This window comes from Pseudoalteromonas sp. S558, assembly GCF_005886635.1.
Classification (GTDB): domain Bacteria; phylum Pseudomonadota; class Gammaproteobacteria; order Enterobacterales; family Alteromonadaceae; genus Pseudoalteromonas; species Pseudoalteromonas aliena.
The window spans coordinates 1-16,856 of sequence record NZ_PNDU01000065.1 but is presented as its reverse complement, the minus strand read 5'-3'; the positions used below and the strand labels follow the sequence as shown (position 1 = coordinate 16,856).

Below are 16,856 nucleotides of genomic sequence, written 5' to 3'. Positions count from 1 at the left end.
ATTTTCAGTGAAAGCAAGGCGGATTTACACGTTAATAGCTGGCCTATTGCAAGTAAATTCAACGCAGTTAGCGCTGAAAATAGCTGCTCGAGATAGATTTATTATCCAGAGTTAAGGTTATTTAGTCTGGCTAACGTTATAATCAATAGCAATTATGTCGCCAGGGTTTAACCCTGCGACAACATGCTGCTGTGCATTCACAACCTCGCCTAAACGAACAAATCGCCTTTGTATTTGTCCATCCTCAATAATATATACCATATTAAGTTCACCAACGTTATGTACCGCACTTATTGGTACTAATACACCTTGTGCTTTATTTAGAGGCAATATGAGCTGCGCATATAAGCCTGGCATCAAGCCTAGTTGCGAATCAAAGTCGAGTTTAATTAATAAACTACGTGCGGCTTTATCTGCCACAGGTACTATTTCACTCACCGTTGCATCGCTTTGTGTATTTAATGAAGGGAATATAACCTTTAAACGCTCACCAATTTTTAGTTTTACTGCCTGGCGCTCCCGTATATTAAACTCTACTTGTAACTGCTTTGGGTTATAAAGTGCCAATAAAGTATTACCAGGTATTACGGTGTCACCTGGCTCAACTAAACGCTCAACAACGACACCTGAAATGGGCGCAGTAATAGAGGTAAAACTAAGAGCTATTTTTGCTTGAGCTTGCTGCTGCTCAGCCACCGCAAAACTTGCCGTTAAATTATCAAACTTGGCTTGTGCGTCGTCCAACTCACTTACTGACACTAAATGCTTATTACTTAGCTCTTTTATACGTATTAGCTGTTTATTGGCTTGATTGAGTGATGCCTTAATTACATTTATTTGTGCAGTACTTTGCGCTACTTGAGCTGTTATATCGTCTTTTTGCAAAGTGATAAGCACATCTCCTTTTATTACTTTATCGCCCGCACGTACGTTTAACGTCTCTATTTGCGCCATGATACGTGATGATATTTGTGTGTTTTGTTTGGCAATAACGCTCCCAGGTACTTTTTCTACTTTTGCTATTGGTTGCAATGAAATAGTGAGTACACTACCACTGTAATTAGCTATATTATTTTGCTTTAAACCTGTACTTTGCTTTTGTGAAAAGCTACCCGCCATATATAACACAGCAATAATTATCACTAGTAAGGCAGCTAATGCGCCTAAAAGTTTTGATTTATCTTGCATGTGTATTTTCCTCTGTGTGTGCAAACACTAAATAATAAACAAGCGGCACTACAAAAAGCGAAAATAATGTAGAAGCCACAATGCCAAAAATAATCGCTATTGCTAGCCCACTAAAAACAGGGTCGAGTGTAATCACCAAATTACCTAATAATGTAGTACCTGCAGTTAATAAAACTGGCCGCATACGATGTGTACCAGCGGCAATTAATGCATCCTTGATTACCATACCCTGTGCGCGAGCTTGATTTATAAACTCAACTAAAATAAGCGAGTTACGCACTACTATACCCGCTAATGCAATCATTCCTATCATTGCGGTAGCGGTAAATAGCACCGGCTCTGGCGCCCCTGCAATAGTGCGCTCACCAAATTGATTTAATAGCCAAAATCCAGGCATTATACCTATTACGGTTAAGGGAATAGCCGACATAATAATGAGCGACAAACTTACCGATTGGGTTTGTATTCGTAAAATTATAAAAATAGCACTCAATGCAAAAGCAAAGGCAATCCCCATATCTCTAAATACGTCAATAGTAATACGCCACTCGCCCTCTCCGCTAAACGTCACATGTGTACCTTGCGGTAATTGCCAAGCGGCCGTGCCGCCGTTATTAAAAAAATGTCTATTCAGCCAACTTGTTTGAACAAAGTCGTTATTATTTACCTTTAAATCACTATTTATATCGGCAATAACCGCAGCGGGCGTACGACCATTTAGCTCAGCCGTTACATAAATCACATTACGCTGATCTTTTCGGGTTATAGGCTTAGCGACGTTTAAATCAACAAACTCACCTACCTCTGAAAGCGCGACTAATGGACGCGGTGAGCTTATTAAACCAAATTCGCTACTGCTTTTGGCAAGCTCTCTATCACCTCTTATTTGCAGTGCGAGTAATTGAGACAACTGATTGCGTTCATCAAAGGGAAGCTGTAAATGAATTGCCACAGGCTGTGTTTCCCCCTCTAAATACATCGTACCAACGTCCATACCTTGAGCTGCAATTTGCAAAGCTTGAGTTATGTCTTGTGTGGATATTGCCGATAAGGCCGCCTTACCCTTATCAGTAATAAAACGCTGAAGGGGCGACGATTCGGCTAATGATGTATCAACTTCGACAACATGCGGCTCTTGTTTTAAACGCTGAGCCACTTGTTGAGCTGCTAAGTAATGAGTTTGATCATCCACAAAGGGATCGCTATAAACCTCAGCGACTAACGTACTTAAAACGGGCGGCCCTGGCGGCACTTCAACTACTTTTATGTTTATACCTTGTGTAGAAAGAGGTGCGAGTTGTTCACGCAAACGCATTACTACCCCATGAGATTGCTGTTCACGCTCACCTTTATCAAGCAGCAACACTCTTAGCTCAGCTAGATTACTGGCCTCTCGGCGGTAATAACCTCGTACCATGGCATTAAAATCCATACTGGAAGGCTGACCAACATAAGCTGCAACTTCGCTTACTTCATTAAGTTGCCATGTAAGTGCTTGTACTTTGCGAGTTAATGCTGCGGTTTGTTCTAAATTTGTGCCTTCTGGCATATCTATTAGTATTTGTATCTCGTTTTTATTATCAAATGGCAAGAGCTTAAGAGGTACTAATCGTAAAACGGGTAACATAGCACTAAACACAAATAAACTTAGAGTTATCCAAAGTATCCATTTTGCACGTGCTTTAGAGAGTAATAATGGGGTAAGTATGCGCTCATACATACCTATTTTATTTGTTGCTTGAGGCGCGTTGTAACTCGGCTTTAACAGCTTCATAGCAAGCCATGGCGTTACAAAAAAAGCAACTAAGGTAGAAACCATAACGCTTACGGGCACATTAAATGCCATAGGCGCCATGTATGGCCCCATCATGCCGGTAATAAATGCTAGCGGAATAAACGCAACCATAATTGTCAAAGTCGACATTATTAATGCAGTACGGATCTCACTCATTGCACTTACAACTTGCTGCTTTTTATCTCCTTTTTTGTTTAAAAAGCGGCTAATATTGTCAATACCGGTAATAGGGTCATCCACAAGTAAGCCAAGCGAGAGTATCAGTGCAAATAACGTAACGCGATTAATGCTGTAGCCAAATGCAAAATCTAGTGTAAGTGTTATTCCGTAGCAAATTGGCACTGCCAACCCAACCACAATTGCAGCTCGCCAACCTAAAAATACACCAACAAATATCACCACCGTAAATACAGCAAACACTAAGCTAGAAGTTAGATTATTTACTTTTTCGTCAGCCGTTTGTCCGTAATCTCGTAGTACGGTGTAATCAATCTCCTTGGGCAATAATGAATTTTTAAGTGCACTCATTACAGTGTGTACATCATTAGCAAGTGTGACGGCATTAGCGCCACCTTGTTTGGCAACGCTTAATGTCACCATTGGCAAGCTTTGCTGTGAATTTGATTGCGCTAACCATTGATAGCTATGAGGCTCTGCGGGTCCATCTATTACTGTTGCCACATCAGCAATGTATACGCTCTTTGCGTTCACAACATTAACTATGAGTTGCTCAATAGCTGATTTATTTCTAAGTACATCGCCCGCTTGAAGTATTATTTGCTGCTGCGAATTAACGATACTTCCAACTCGAACAAGCTGATTAGATACACTCAGAGCATAATATACATCGCTCAATGTTGTTTGATGAGCGGCCAATGCACTGGTATTTAGGTTAATAGTTAAAACGCGCTCCCGCCCTGCAATGACCTTTACTTCACTGGTGTGTTCGATGCGCTGTAGATTATTGGCAATCTCATTCGCAAAACGAGTTAATTCATAATCGCTATAAAGCTTTGGATCTTTACTGTACAGCCCCAACATAACAATAGGAACATCGTTTACCTCAATTGGCCGTACTTGCCAATGACTAATAACCGACGCCATCGTGTGCTCGTAACTGTAAAGCTTTGCATAAGTATCAAGTATGGCTTGTTCACGATTGTGGCCCACTTCAAAGCGCAGTGTCACTACTGCACCATCAGTTTGTGTCGTTGAGTAAATATGTTTTACGCCACGTAATTGGGCTAATAACTTTTCAAGTGGTTGCGTGACTAGCCGAGCAACTTCTGGAGCTTCTATATTTGGAGTCGATACGTAGATATCGAGCATAGGCACTACAATTTGCGGTTCTTCTTCTCGCGGAGTTTGTTTTAGCGAAAATAGACCAAGCAAGATAGATAACACAAAAATAATGATAGGAATACGGCCATTAAGGCTACTTTTTACTGCGTTATCAATCGTACTCATAAACATTAACCTTTACAGAATAAACTGTATAGCGTGCTCAGTAATTGCACGGCATTATCGTCAATCACACGGTAGTAAATAGTTTGGCTTTCACGACGTGTAGCCACAACATTCGCTTTTCGCAGTGCAGCTAAATGCTGAGAAAGTGCAGATTGTGCCAACGGAACCGCTTCGTTTAGTTGCGAAACACTCATTTCTGTATCTTGGAGTGAACATAAAATCATTAAACGATTTTTATTAGCCAAAATCTTTAATAGCTGTTCAGCTTCGGCTACATTGCCTGCCATTGCGGTAAAATCTATATTCATAGCGCGCTCTTATTATAAAAAGTAAGTGAAGTATAAATAGATACATTATAAATGTCTAACATTAGAATTTACTAATATAGAAAGATCGAATATAGTAAATAAAATATTAAAAATAGAAACTAAAATGAAGCTAAATAATTTACTGCGTTTAACTGCAGGCATCATGATTATTGTATCTGTATTGCTACAAACCTTTGTTGATCCTCGTTGGATATGGTTTACTATTTTTATTGCACTGAATTTAGTGCAGCCCGCTTTTAGCGGTTGGTGTCCAGCTATCGCACTACTACGCAAACTTAATGTTAAGGAATAAAATTCATGCTTACTTCAATCCCTGATTTACTAAAAACTATCACACCTAACCAACGCCGTATTGACGCAGAGCAAGCAAAACAAGAGCTTGAACAAAATAAAGGTTTACTTATTGATGTACGAGAGCCCGCTGAGCATGCAATAAAAGCGGCTGTTGGAGCAATAAACATCCCACGTGGATTGCTTGAAATGAAATTAATGGAAATAGAAAAAGACGCGACACGTCCAATCTACTTGCATTGCGCTAGCGCTGCACGAGCAACATTAGCTGCAGAAGCACTTACCCGCATTGGTTACAAAGATGTCACTGTTATTACATGTGAAATAAAAAAGATACTTAACACCCTATAATGTTACACAAACGTAACAAAAATAAGGTAGACTCGTTAGTTTTACATTAAACAGGTACAACTAATGTCGTTTACACGAAGAACTTTTTTAAAGGCGTCAGCAGCCGGTTTTGGCGCTGCTGTTTTATCTTTTGGACTTACTGGCTGCGCATTTGATGACAATGGCGATGTTCATATTCCTGTGAGCTTCGATCATGGTGTAGCGAGTGGAGATCCACTCAATGATAGTTTAATCATTTGGACTAGAGTAACACCAAAAGATACAACAACTAATAGCCTAAAAGTTCAATGGCAAGTAGCGCTTGATCCGCAATTCACTACCATTAGTCATGATGGTGAAGCGCAAATCAGTAGTGCCACAGATTTTACACTTAAAGTAGATTTGCAAGGGTTGCGTCCTAACACTGCATACTATTATCGCTTTAATGCGCATGGTAAAACGTCACCAGTCGGGCAAGGTAAAACCTTACCTATAGGTGATATAGATAAAGTGAAACTAGCTGTTGTTTCGTGTGCTAATTATCCTGCTGGTTACTTTCATGTGTATGGCGAAATAGCGAAACAACCTGATTTGGATGCAGTAATACATTTAGGTGATTACATTTATGAATATGGTAACGATGGATATGCCACTGAAGATGCTGCAAAACTTGGCCGACTGCTTCCAGAAGATAACCAAGGTGAAATAATCACCCTTAGCGATTATCGTAAACGCTATGCAAATTATCGACTTGACGGCAATTTACAGGCTGCGCATAGTCACTGTGCGTTTATCACAGTATGGGACGATCACGAAGTTGCAAATGATACTTGGCGCGACGGAGCTCAAAATCATAACAGTGATGAAGGCGACTTTAGCGAACGTAAATTACAAGCACTGCAAGCTTATTTCGAATGGATGCCGATTCGTAATGTAGCCGACAAAGAGCGTATTTATAGACGTTTTGAGTTTGGTAATTTAGTTTCTCTATACATGTTAGATACGCGCATGCTAGCCCGCGATAAACCACTAGATTATGCTGACTTTGAGTTAAGCACTGCAACAGGACAAGGTGAGTTCGTTAATGCGCTTGGTGCAGACGATCGTGCTTTACTTGGCAGTGAGCAGCTAACTTGGCTAACCGATGGCATTAAAACTTCAGATAATCGCTGGCAAGTACTTGGCCAACAAGTGCTTATGACTAAAATGCATTTACCTATTGAGGTTATGCTGCTTTTATCAAGCTTACAAACTACACAAGCCAGCGGTGGTGATCCACGTGCAATGCTTGCTCAAGCAAATATACTCTTTGCTGAGTTAGCGCAAATAAAAATCCGAGTACTTAAAGGTGATCCAACCGTTACTCCAGCTGAGCTTGCTCGTGTAGAAACAACTGTACCATACAATTTAGACGCTTGGGATGGTTATGCTTATGAGCGAGAAGTGCTATTAGGTACAGCGGTTGCTGCACAAAAAAATCTCGTTGTCTTAGCGGGCGATACCCATAATGCTTGGGCTGGACAGCTAAAAACAGATGCAAATAACCCTATTGCGGCATCAAAAAACGCAGGTGTTGAGTTTGCAACAGCGTCAGTATCTTCACCTGGTCTAGAAGAATACTTAGCGCTGACAACTCAAGATGCGCAAACAGTTGCACAAATTGAGCAAGTCATTGCACTGTTAGTAAACGATCTCGCTTACAACAACTTAGTTAATCGTGGTTACCTCACCGTAACATTTACCAAAGAGCAGGCAAACGCTCAGTGGAACTACGTAAGCACAATTAAAGCGGCTGATTACCAAATGCTTGAAGAGCGTAAAAAAGAGTTCATTATGCTAGCAGGCCAACCTCAGCTACTAACCGTATAATCTGTACTCTGGCTAAAGAGCTTATTAACACGTTGAATCATTATGATGTTTATTTTTTCTCTAGCCAGAGAGTTTCTTAGTTAACGCTGCTTCTCAAGCGCTGCTAAACGTGTATCAATACGTTCAACCACCTCAACTAAGCGCGCCAATAGCGCTTGGTTAAGGTGATCTTCTGCATGTTCATCTGCAATAGGATATTGTTCGTTTAGGTTATCTTTTTGAGTCAATATGGCTTCTCTAAATTCACCCGCATTTACAACTCCCAATAAAGAGACTAAAGCACCGTGGCCTGATTGCCCTGCTGTTTCAAAACTTAACCGATATAACCCAAAAAAGCGCATAAGCGGGCCTTGGCTTAATCCAACATCAGTGATTTTCTCAAGCGGTATCGACTTTTCCTCTTTAAATAATACCCCACGTTTAACTACTAGCTTTTGTGGCAGTAACTCAGCCGACATAGCCGCTAAAATTCGCCCTGCCACCAGCCATACAATAAGTAAAATTAATGGTATTAACGGAATAGTAACCAGTACTAGGCAACTAAATAGCATTGCTGTAACCATCCAGTACTGCTTTACCTTAGAATCGAACGATGCGCTTTTTAAAATAGTTTCTTGCATAATTTTATGATTTTTAATAACGATTGACTCAAAGTACTTCATTGCAAAGTTGAATGCAATTACAGTCAAAATTTGTACAATCCAACACTTTAGTTCAACTGCTTACACATACATAAAATTTAACACACTAACTTACAACTCTGTTTAGCTTTAGTCGCTACACTCAACGCGTTCAATCAATAACGTAAATTTTATAAACTTATTACCAATTTTATTAATACAATTGGTATTACATAAATAGTGAAGGTAATCATGAATACTTATGTGAAAAATAGTGTGCAACTGTTGCTTGGTGCATTCGCTTTATCAAGTATAACGGCTCAAGCTCAGGATGAATCTCCGTGGTCGATTGGTGCTGCCGTTATTTCAACAGGATCGCCTTATGCAGGGACTGATAACAAAATACTACTTTTACCCATGATCAACTATGAAGGTGAAAAACTAATGTTTAGAGGCTTTGCTCTGGATTACAAGCTAGTTGAAGATGAAGGCTTTACTTGGTCAGCTATACTTGAACCTGGGCAAAATTTTGATTCATCCGACTCTGATATCACTGCAATTAAGGCCCTTAACGATCGTGAAATATCTCTTTATGCAGGAACTAAAGTAAGCTACGCCACAAAGTATGGTCATTTTAGTGCCAGTGCATCACACGATGTATTAGGTCACGGCGATGGTGCCATGTTTGATACCAATTATAGCTACCCATTTAAGCTATCAAAACAAATTATGTTAATACCTTCATTTGGTGTTGAACTCAATAGTAGCAAGGTATCAAACTACTATTACGGCATTGAAAAAGGCGAATCAAACACGTATGCCCCTTACAAACTCGGTTCTACCGTTAATTATAACGCTGGTATGTTGCTAAGTTATCAGCTGGATAAAAGATGGAATATAAGCGCTATGGTCAGCTACACAAGATTAGACTCTGATATTGAAAACTCACCAATTATAGATACGGCGAACATTTCAACTGCCATGATGTCGGTTAGCTATCAGTTCTAATTTAACCTGAACTCTGAATAATTTAAAATATAATAAGCCGATCAATATAGTTGACCGGCTTATAGCGTTATTTTTTATTGATTAATACCTTGATGTTTTTTTTATCAGGGCCAATAACATTAAATGTATAACTCCCTTGCTCAGTAATGCTCAACGCTATATTCGCACCCACCGCTTCCAGTAAAGTCAGTTCACCTATATTTACAATTGGGGATTCACCAATACCGCCGTAATCAACGGTACTCCAATCCTCAGAAGCCACTTTAAACTCATAATTACCCGCCTCTAGGGTTAACGACGTTGTGTAAGTCGCATTGCCTTGGTAATTAAGTGGGTTATCTGTTCCCCATCCATTTAAACTGCCACGGATAAATACGTGTGTATCTGCAAACATTTCTGCATTTAAAATGCTTAATGTAACAGCGCTTAAATCGCTCGCATCCACTATAAACTGGTATTCACCATCATTAGCAATATCTATCATCATATTAGCGCCGCCTATTGCTAGTCGTTTCGCTTTGCCTAAGGTAGTGCTTATATCTGTATCAGCAGAGCCATAATCAACGCGACTCCAATCCTCAGAGGCTATTTTAAATTCATAACTGGCTGCGCTGAGTATTTTAGTAAACGTGTAAATACCTTTACCTTGATATATTAGTTCATCACTGGTGCCCCAATCGTTTAAGCTGCCACGAACGAATACCGGCGTGCTAACAAATGGCTCTTCATTATAAATTTTTAAGGTTGGATTTTCTTTATCATTGGCATTAAATGAAAATACATACGTCGCATCAATGGCAGCTGTAAAGGTCATGTTTGCGCCTGAACGTGTTAAAGGCTCGCTTTGTTTTTCCACAACCTCTTTATCAGCATCTGAAAGCGCGCCAAAATCAACCGTAGCCCAATCTTCAGAGGCAATTTTAAACTCATAACTAGCTGCGGCTAACGTGGCTGTAAGTCGATATTCGCCATCCCCAACATATTCAAAGCGATTTGCTGTACCCCAGTCATTTAAGCTACCGCGAACATACACACTTGTGCTACCAAAAGGGAGCGCATCAGGTGTGCCAACGGTTGCATTTGCACTTAATCCTTCGCCTTGCGTGCTACCCTGCGGTTTTACAAATACAGCCATAGTGTATGCAGGTAGGTTAAAACTGCCGCTGCCATTGCCTTGGGTAAAAGAGGCCGCAGCCATTGCTGGGTCAACACTATTTTTAAGTACAGTGTGTAGCTCAAAGCCACTCGCCGTTGGTATGCTATGAGTAAGCAACTGCCCAGTGGAATTTATAACCACAACAAGCGCATCGTTGTTTGCATCAATATCGGTTAATCCTTCCCCATCATCAATACTCATAACAATTAAGCCATGTTGCTGGTTTTTGCCCACATTATGAAAACCAACACGTTCTATTACATCTTGCTCGGTGGTTAATCTAAATAATGGGCTAGCACTGCGAATAGCTAAAAACTCTTGAAAAACCCCACCTGCATAAGCAATATTTTGCGGTTGTGCAGCAGCTTGAGGATTACCCGAAATAGGCATTATTTCAGACCATTTTTCTTGATTTTTTTCAGCGTTAGGTAAACCAATATTCCAATTATTATTTTGCTTAGTTAAATCAACTGCATTAAACCAATCTCCGGCATTGTAGCTATCACGATCCATTGATTTTGAACGCAGTAAATCAGCGCCCAGTTGCATAAATGGGATACCTTGGCTCACAAGTGGCACTGCGAGCGCTATGTTATGGGCGCGTACACGCTGTTCAATACTCATGTTTGCAATATGCTTGTATTGCAGTTGATCCCACAAGGTTTCGTTGTCATGTTTAGAAACGTAGTTAATGCTATCGGCAGGATCAAGTGCATACGCTGTTGGCTGAGTATTCCACGTAAAACTATTGCCCTTCGCTGAATTGCCTTTAAAGTCTTTTAGAATATAGTTTTGTAAATTGCCAGCAAGCGATAACCGCAATGTATCTTGCTCAGCTAAATTACCATCGGTTGGGTTATTGCTAAACAGTGCTCCCCCCCGAATAGCTTCGCGGATACGGTCGTTAAAAGTACCCACCTCTGAACCCGCCATATCAGCTTGTTTTGCTTGTATAAATAAACGGTTATTAGCTACTTCACCAAAGTCCCACCCTTCGCCATAAAAATAGTTATCTGCATCGATTGCTTGAACCGCTTCACGGGCTGCTAAAATTGACGATTTAGGCATATGCCCCATCACATCAAAACGAAAACTATCATACCCAAAATCACGGGCTAAAATCACTAATGAATCAGTGACAAACTTATCCATCATGACATGCTCAGTGGCGGTGTTTTCACAACATGTTGATTGCTCAATATCGCCGCTCGTTTCGCTGTATCTGTGGTAATAACCGGGTACTAATTTATCAAATACCGATTTATCCCAAATACCTGATGCTGTTGTATGATTATAAACAACATCCAGCACGACTCTTAAGCCAATTTCTTGTAGCGACTGCACCATAGCGCGCGTTTCAACTACGCGAGCAATACCCTCAGCCGTTGAGGCATAAGACCCTTCAGGGGCAATAAAGTGATGCGGATCGTAACCCCAGTTAAAACCATCTAGATCACGCATAGCACTGGTAAGTGCTTGGGCATCGTCAGAATTTGGTAAGTAACTTTGCAGCAATTTTACAATGGTGCTGTTCTTGTCTTCTGTTTTACAAGCATCGGCTTCATCGTTAATACGCTCACATAACTTACCTAACGTATCGGTTATTTCTACTCGCTCTGCGGCATTTTCTTCAATGGTGCCAATGTCTGTCACTGGTAACAAATGAAAGTGAGTTAAACCTCTATCAGCCAATTGTTTAAGATGCTGCATTGGCACGCTTTCATGCTCTGTAAATGCAAGGTATTTACCGCGATTTGGTGCACTAACACTGGTATCGCGCACACTAAAGTCACGTACATGCCCTTCATAAATAATCGCATCTTCTGGATTGGTAATGGTCGGTATACTGCGTTCATCCCAGCCCTGTGGTTTAGTGTCATCGTCATTTAGGTTAATTAACTGCGAATACAAACCATTGCTTGATACATTGAGTGAATAGGGGTCTGTACTCCATAAACTTTCAATCGCTTTGGTGGTTGGGTGATATACATCAAACGCAAAACGGTAGTAATGGCGATCGTATTTGCTATCTAAGCTGATAGACCAAATGCCAGTATTACTATCAAATAGCATTGCACTGCTATGCACTTGTGCTTTATCAGCATCAAACACATTAAGCATCATATTATTGGCAGTAGGTGCCCACACTGATACATCAATTGCATTGTTATTGTAATTAACGCCTAGTTGCGCCTCGTTAGCATCATTTTCATTTTGCGTATAAAGCGCATCTAATGCCTTTGCTGTTTGAACGTAACTTGCTTCAAGAAGCTTGCCATCAGCATCAAAACCCGCCACTAGCAATTGTTGTTTAATTAATTGCTTAGCGGCCTCTGTATCCCAGTTACCTTGATACGCGGTCCAATTACTCAAGTGCGGTACTTTTAATGCTTGCTCATCGGTTAAATTAGTTTGTATCAACTCAATGCTTTGACCATTTAATCCAGTCTCTTCATCAACCTTTAAATCTGCGCTTGCAGAGCTATATAATTTAATGATTTGACTCAGTTCATTACTCGGTTTGTACAGTACCGTATTTAAATCTATCCAATGTGCAGAAGCCCCTGTAATAGCGACCGGACGCTCACCTAAATTTAGAATAGGAAACTCAAAAACAGACGGCTCACCATGCAAAGTAAAGTTCATACGTTGAAACTTTTCGTCGTCTTGCATTAATGGCATTGTTAAATCAACATCACCAAATGCCTTACCGGTGCCCTCTGTACCTATATGAATAATAAAATTAGCACACTCGCTGTAACCAGCTTTGAGTTTTATAATCCAATATGCACCATAATTCGGATCTATCCCATCATGAACATGACCATTTGCCCAATCGCTCGTATCAAAAGGTGGTGCAAAAGCATCGCATACATCGTCATTCCACGAATGTAATCGGTAACCTTCATAGTCAGCGTCTGTTATGCGGTTATAAAATAAAATTGCCTCATTATCGCCAGGAAAAACTACGGGCTCTGGTAACGCAGGATCAGCACCTAAAATGCAGCTTTCATTTTTTTCATCAGGAACTGTCGGGGCAGCACACTTTATTGGTTCAGGTTCGACACATTGTGTACCAGCTTCATTTGGGACTTGAGGTGCATTACAAGTGAGTAACACTTGCTCAGATTTTGCATCCTTGCTGCCACCACAGCCCGTTAAAACCAATAGGTATAACGCAGCTAGCAAGTAGCTATATATTTTAATTATTTTCATTTTTAAACGCTCCAACTTGCTAAATTAATGACTGTAAGTAAAACCAAAATAAAACTGACGACCAAAGTACTCAGTCGTACCCGTTCGTTGCTTTGTGCCAAAGTAGTTTTGGGTCGGTTTGTCTGTCAGGTTATTAACTTGCAAAAGCATTGTTAGGGGATCAGTAAATTTGTATGACGCTTGAAAATCTATAAACGTTTCAGAATTGTCATTTGAGTAAAGCAAAGTGGCGTTATTTAGTGTCATTGTAAGCAAGAGCAATAAACTGAGCTGCTACACTTGGCTGCAATCGCGCTATTTGCAGCAAATAATGCCAGCATTAGCGCACTTAGTTTGAATTTTTCATGTGTGTATCCTTTAGTTATTGTTATGTGGTATATCAGTGCCGTTGAAACACAACCAACAAAGTGTAACTAAAAGGTAATCAAATTGTGATGAATACGTATGCACCACAGAGAACTTTGGCTGTAGCTATTTTGTACAAATAATTCAGCAACAACCAATTATAAAACTACAAACTAATGACCACCCTTATGGCTAGGGCAATAAACACAACACCCAGTATTTTGTCTAACCATGGGTTTTGCTTAGTAAAACCAAAACGATTTTTAGACACCTCAGTTAGCACTGCAACTAATAAATACCAACCAGTATCAATTACAAACACGGTTAAGCACATAATAATGCCAATGCTTAAAGTGAGGTTTTGCGGATCTATAAATTGTGAGAACAACGCTAAAAAGAAAATCGCGAGTTTAGGATTTAAAAAAGCAATCGCAAATCCATCTTGTAACGCTTTACTCGCACTTACTTCACTCTTTTGTACTTGCAGCTCGTTATTGCTTGGTTTTGCTAGCAGTATTTTTAAACCTAAATAGGCTAAATACGCAGCGCCTAAATACACCAATATTTGGTATAGTGTTGGAAATTGAGCCATTAATGCTCCTAAGCCAAGTAATGAGGCTGCAGCATAAAGCCCAACGCCAATACCGTGACTGAGCGCAGCAAGCATGCCGTTTTTCATGCCACCACTAAGCGTGTGCTTTAATACCACCGCAAGGCTTGGCCCTGGCGACATCGCGCCCATCATGCATACCAATGCCAAACTCAACCAAACAGATAAAGCCATTTATGCTCCTTATAATTCATGGTCTTCAATAATTAATCCGCATAAGTATTTACCTATGCTTTTTTATTTAACCTAAATTCTGGTTATTTACTATCTACAGTGTATTCAAAGTCATAGTAATGAATACCTTGCTCTATGCGAATTTTCATACTGCCGCTTAAGCCTTCAAGCTCATCAGTACCTGAATCGGGAATGACGTTTAAAATAAGGCTATCTTGACCTTTATTCATAGTGCCAAAGTGTTGCAGTACAAAGCTGCCTTTTTTGCCTTCAAGCTCCCCAACTACTTGCTCAATAGCAACATAACCTGCACTCCCTTGCGTTGGCGTCATAGCACTGAGCATTTCGCCTTGGCTGGTCGCATTTAAGCTACCTTTAAATGTTTTATCAATCGACATACGCCCTAAATTAATGCCTTGCTGCCCTTTGGCGTAACCTTCAATTGGCGCTAAAGCGACTGTAAATTCACCGTTTATTATATTTGTAGTCATAACGAATCCTTATTGATGATATTCAATACTATTGATTTTTATTACCTTGATGCCATATCTATACCTTAACCTTCAAAAAGAATCCACTATGTCAAAAGAAACACCTATAGCCGAAAAGGCTGCTTTTAGCAGTTTGTTACCTGTTTTTGCGTTTATTAAACCGTATAAGTGGATGGTAGTCGCCGCCCTAGCCGCATTACTCGTAACGGCAGGCGTTAACTTGTCATTGGGGCAAGGTGTTAAATTTGTTATTGATCATGGCTTTATTGCAGGATCAAAGGTGCAATTACAGCAGGCCGTATTAGTACTTATTGGTTTAATCAGCTTATTAGCAGTAGGCACTTTTAGCCGTTTTTATTTAATGTCGTGGATTGGCGAACGGGTCAGCAACGATATTCGAAAAGCCGTGTTTAATCGTATTGTAACGCTACACCCTAGCTACTTTGAAGAAAACCGCAGTGGCGAGCTTATGTCGCGTTTAACCACTGATACCACCTTATTACAATCTATTATCGGCTCATCGTTTTCTATGGCGCTGCGCAGCGTACTTATGTTGGTGGGCGGTTTAGCCATGTTACTGTTCACCAATTTAAAACTTACTTTGGTGGTTGTTGCCTGTGTGCCGCTAGTACTTGTCCCAATGATGGTATTTGGTCGCAAGGTACGTAAGCTAGCAAGCTCAAGCCAAGATGCCATTGCCGACATAAGTACCTATGCAGGCGAAATCATACAAAATATTAAAGTAGTGCAAAGCTATAGCCATGAAGAACAAGAACAGCATGCCTTTGCACTCGAGACCGAAAAAGCCTTTAACGTGGCTAAAAAACGTATCAAACAACGTTCGTTTTTAATAGCCGTAGTGATTTTTTTAACCTTTAGTGCCATTAGCGCAATGCTTTGGGTGGGTGGTAACGATGTACTTGCGGGTACTATGACTGGCGGCGAGTTAGGTGCATTTGTGTTTTACGCTATTATGGTGGCAATGTCGGTGGCAACCGTTGCTGAAGTATATGGCGAACTACAACGTGCAGCTGGTGCTGCAGCAAGGCTGCTTGAGCTACTTGCTGTTAAAAGTGAAATAGAAAACCCGCTAAACCCACAAGATAGTAATTTACTGCAAGAAAGTAGTTCCCCTGCAATTGCGCTTGAAAACATTAGCTTTAACTATCCTTCTCGCCCCGATGTAAGCGCACTTAATAAGGTAAGCCTAAATATTCAGCAAGGCCAAACTGTGGCTATTGTTGGCCCTTCTGGCGCTGGTAAAACTACATTATTTGAATTGCTACAACGTTTTTACGATCCGGCCAGTGGAGCTATTAAGTTTAAAGATATAAATATTAAAGACCTATCACTTAATACTCTGCGCAATAAAATGGGCATGGTAGCGCAAAACCCTATTTTATTTAGCTCCGATGTTATGCATAACATCCGCTACGGCAACCCAAATGCAACCGATGAGCAAGTGTATGCCGCTGCAAAACATGCTCATGCCGATGAATTTATAAACCAGTTGCCACAAGGCTATCACAGCTTTTTAGGTGAGCAAGGCGTTAGGTTATCTGGTGGGCAAAAGCAACGTATTGTGCTTGCCCGCGCTATATTAAAAGACCCAGAAATACTCCTTCTTGATGAAGCCACCAGCGCGCTAGATGCACAAAGTGAGCACCACGTGCAAGCGGCGCTTGAGCACCTAATGCAAAACAGAACAACGTTAATAATTGCCCATAGGCTGGCCACGGTAAAACATGCTGATGTAATTGTGGTAATGGAAAATGGGGAAATAATAGCAACGGGTTCTCATCAGGTGTTATTAGCCAGCAATCCGCTGTATCAAAAACTGTGTGAATTACAGTTTAATAAAGATTGAGCTGGTACACGTAATTAAATAACCTGAACTCTGGATAATAAATCTATCTCGAGCAGCTATTATCAGCGCTAACTGCGTTGAATTTACTTGCAATAGGCCC

12 protein-coding genes and 1 pseudogene are annotated in these 16,856 nt (G+C 40.5%); 5 read left to right on the top strand and 8 right to left on the bottom strand.

Annotated elements, in window-relative coordinates:
* Positions 1-117: 117 nt before the first annotated feature.
* The 3 genes from CWB66_RS04900 to CWB66_RS04890 are packed head-to-tail and all read right to left on the bottom strand — an operon-like array spanning position 118 to position 4,758.
* On the bottom strand, positions 118-1,188 hold the full coding sequence (locus CWB66_RS04900; protein WP_138584529.1) for an efflux RND transporter periplasmic adaptor subunit: 1,071 nt from the start codon (positions 1,186-1,188) through the stop codon (positions 118-120).
* Positions 1,178-4,450, bottom strand: coding sequence for an efflux RND transporter permease subunit (locus CWB66_RS04895; protein WP_138584528.1), 3,273 nt, complete (start codon positions 4,448-4,450; stop codon positions 1,178-1,180). The genes CWB66_RS04900 and CWB66_RS04895 overlap by 11 nt, the downstream gene beginning before the upstream one ends.
* Before the next feature lie 5 nt (positions 4,451-4,455).
* Entirely contained in the window at positions 4,456-4,758 is a 303-nt protein-coding gene (locus CWB66_RS04890) for an ArsR/SmtB family transcription factor (RefSeq protein WP_077536321.1), read from the bottom strand.
* 124 nt (positions 4,759-4,882) lie between these two features.
* Between CWB66_RS04890 and CWB66_RS04885 the strand changes: the two genes are divergently transcribed.
* The 3 genes from CWB66_RS04885 to CWB66_RS04875 all read left to right on the top strand — a co-directional run bounded on the left by CWB66_RS04885 (position 4,883) and on the right by CWB66_RS04875 (position 7,269).
* Entirely contained in the window at positions 4,883-5,071 is a 189-nt protein-coding gene (locus CWB66_RS04885) for a YgaP family membrane protein (RefSeq protein ID WP_138584527.1), read from the top strand.
* A gap of 5 nt (positions 5,072-5,076) precedes the next feature.
* Complete coding sequence (locus CWB66_RS04880; RefSeq protein ID WP_077536325.1) at positions 5,077-5,421, top strand: rhodanese-like domain-containing protein; 345 nt, start codon at positions 5,077-5,079, stop codon at positions 5,419-5,421.
* Between the two features lie 63 nt (positions 5,422-5,484).
* Positions 5,485-7,269: an alkaline phosphatase D family protein gene (locus tag CWB66_RS04875; RefSeq protein ID WP_138584526.1), complete on the top strand. Its 1,785-nt coding sequence runs from the start codon at positions 5,485-5,487 to the stop codon at positions 7,267-7,269.
* An 80-nt stretch (positions 7,270-7,349) separates the two neighbouring features.
* On the opposite strand, the gene CWB66_RS04870 is transcribed toward CWB66_RS04875, so the two are convergent.
* Positions 7,350-7,889: a PH domain-containing protein gene (locus tag CWB66_RS04870; RefSeq protein WP_138584530.1), complete on the bottom strand. Its 540-nt coding sequence runs from the start codon at positions 7,887-7,889 to the stop codon at positions 7,350-7,352.
* Between the two features lie 252 nt (positions 7,890-8,141).
* Between CWB66_RS04870 and CWB66_RS04865 the strand changes: the two genes are divergently transcribed.
* On the top strand, positions 8,142-8,897 hold the full coding sequence (locus CWB66_RS04865) for a MipA/OmpV family protein (RefSeq protein ID WP_138584525.1): 756 nt from the start codon (positions 8,142-8,144) through the stop codon (positions 8,895-8,897).
* A 67-nt stretch (positions 8,898-8,964) separates the two neighbouring features.
* Here CWB66_RS04865 and CWB66_RS04860 read toward each other — a convergent pair whose 3' ends face one another.
* From CWB66_RS04860 to CWB66_RS04845, 4 genes and pseudogenes are all read right to left on the bottom strand, one after another.
* Positions 8,965-13,269 carry an alpha-1,6-glucosidase domain-containing protein gene (locus tag CWB66_RS04860; protein WP_138584524.1) on the bottom strand — a complete coding sequence of 1,435 codons (4,305 nt, stop codon included), beginning with the start codon at positions 13,267-13,269 and terminating at the stop codon, positions 8,965-8,967.
* 24 nt (positions 13,270-13,293) lie between these two features.
* Positions 13,294-13,482 (bottom strand): annotated as a pseudogene (locus tag CWB66_RS04855) (hypothetical protein); the annotation flags it as partial.
* Between the two features lie 298 nt (positions 13,483-13,780).
* Positions 13,781-14,398 carry a LysE family translocator gene (locus CWB66_RS04850; RefSeq protein WP_138584523.1) on the bottom strand — a complete coding sequence of 206 codons (618 nt, stop codon included), beginning with the start codon at positions 14,396-14,398 and terminating at the stop codon, positions 13,781-13,783.
* Positions 14,399-14,481: 83 nt separating this feature from the next.
* The gene (locus tag CWB66_RS04845) at positions 14,482-14,889 is read right to left on the bottom strand and encodes a DUF3224 domain-containing protein (RefSeq protein ID WP_138584522.1); all 408 of its coding nucleotides are present in this window, start codon (positions 14,887-14,889) and stop codon (positions 14,482-14,484) included.
* Between the two features lie 88 nt (positions 14,890-14,977).
* Here CWB66_RS04845 and CWB66_RS04840 point away from each other — a divergent pair, with 88 nt between their 5' ends.
* A complete protein-coding gene (locus tag CWB66_RS04840) occupies positions 14,978-16,756 on the top strand; it encodes an ABC transporter transmembrane domain-containing protein (RefSeq protein WP_138584521.1) in 1,779 nt (592 codons plus the stop codon).
* Positions 16,757-16,856: the final 100 nt, after the last annotated feature.

Excerpts from the sequence above, each read along its gene's own strand:
- CWB66_RS04900 (WP_138584529.1), bottom strand. The coding sequence starts at position 1,188 with ATGCAAGATAAATCAAAACTTTTAGGCGCATTAGCTGCCTTACTAGTG.
- CWB66_RS04895 (WP_138584528.1), bottom strand. The coding sequence starts at position 4,450 with ATGAGTACGATTGATAACGCAGTAAAAAGTAGCCTTAATGGCCGTATT.
- CWB66_RS04890 (WP_077536321.1), bottom strand. The coding sequence starts at position 4,758 with ATGAATATAGATTTTACCGCAATGGCAGGCAATGTAGCCGAAGCTGAA.
- CWB66_RS04885 (WP_138584527.1), top strand. The coding sequence starts at position 4,883 with ATGAAGCTAAATAATTTACTGCGTTTAACTGCAGGCATCATGATTATT.
- CWB66_RS04880 (WP_077536325.1), top strand. The coding sequence starts at position 5,077 with ATGCTTACTTCAATCCCTGATTTACTAAAAACTATCACACCTAACCAA.
- CWB66_RS04875 (WP_138584526.1), top strand. The coding sequence starts at position 5,485 with ATGTCGTTTACACGAAGAACTTTTTTAAAGGCGTCAGCAGCCGGTTTT.
- CWB66_RS04870 (WP_138584530.1), bottom strand. The coding sequence starts at position 7,889 with ATGCAAGAAACTATTTTAAAAAGCGCATCGTTCGATTCTAAGGTAAAG.
- CWB66_RS04865 (WP_138584525.1), top strand. The coding sequence starts at position 8,142 with ATGAATACTTATGTGAAAAATAGTGTGCAACTGTTGCTTGGTGCATTC.
- CWB66_RS04860 (WP_138584524.1), bottom strand. The coding sequence starts at position 13,269 with ATGAAAATAATTAAAATATATAGCTACTTGCTAGCTGCGTTATACCTA.
- CWB66_RS04850 (WP_138584523.1), bottom strand. The coding sequence starts at position 14,398 with ATGGCTTTATCTGTTTGGTTGAGTTTGGCATTGGTATGCATGATGGGC.
- CWB66_RS04845 (WP_138584522.1), bottom strand. The coding sequence starts at position 14,889 with ATGACTACAAATATAATAAACGGTGAATTTACAGTCGCTTTAGCGCCA.
- CWB66_RS04840 (WP_138584521.1), top strand. The coding sequence starts at position 14,978 with ATGTCAAAAGAAACACCTATAGCCGAAAAGGCTGCTTTTAGCAGTTTG.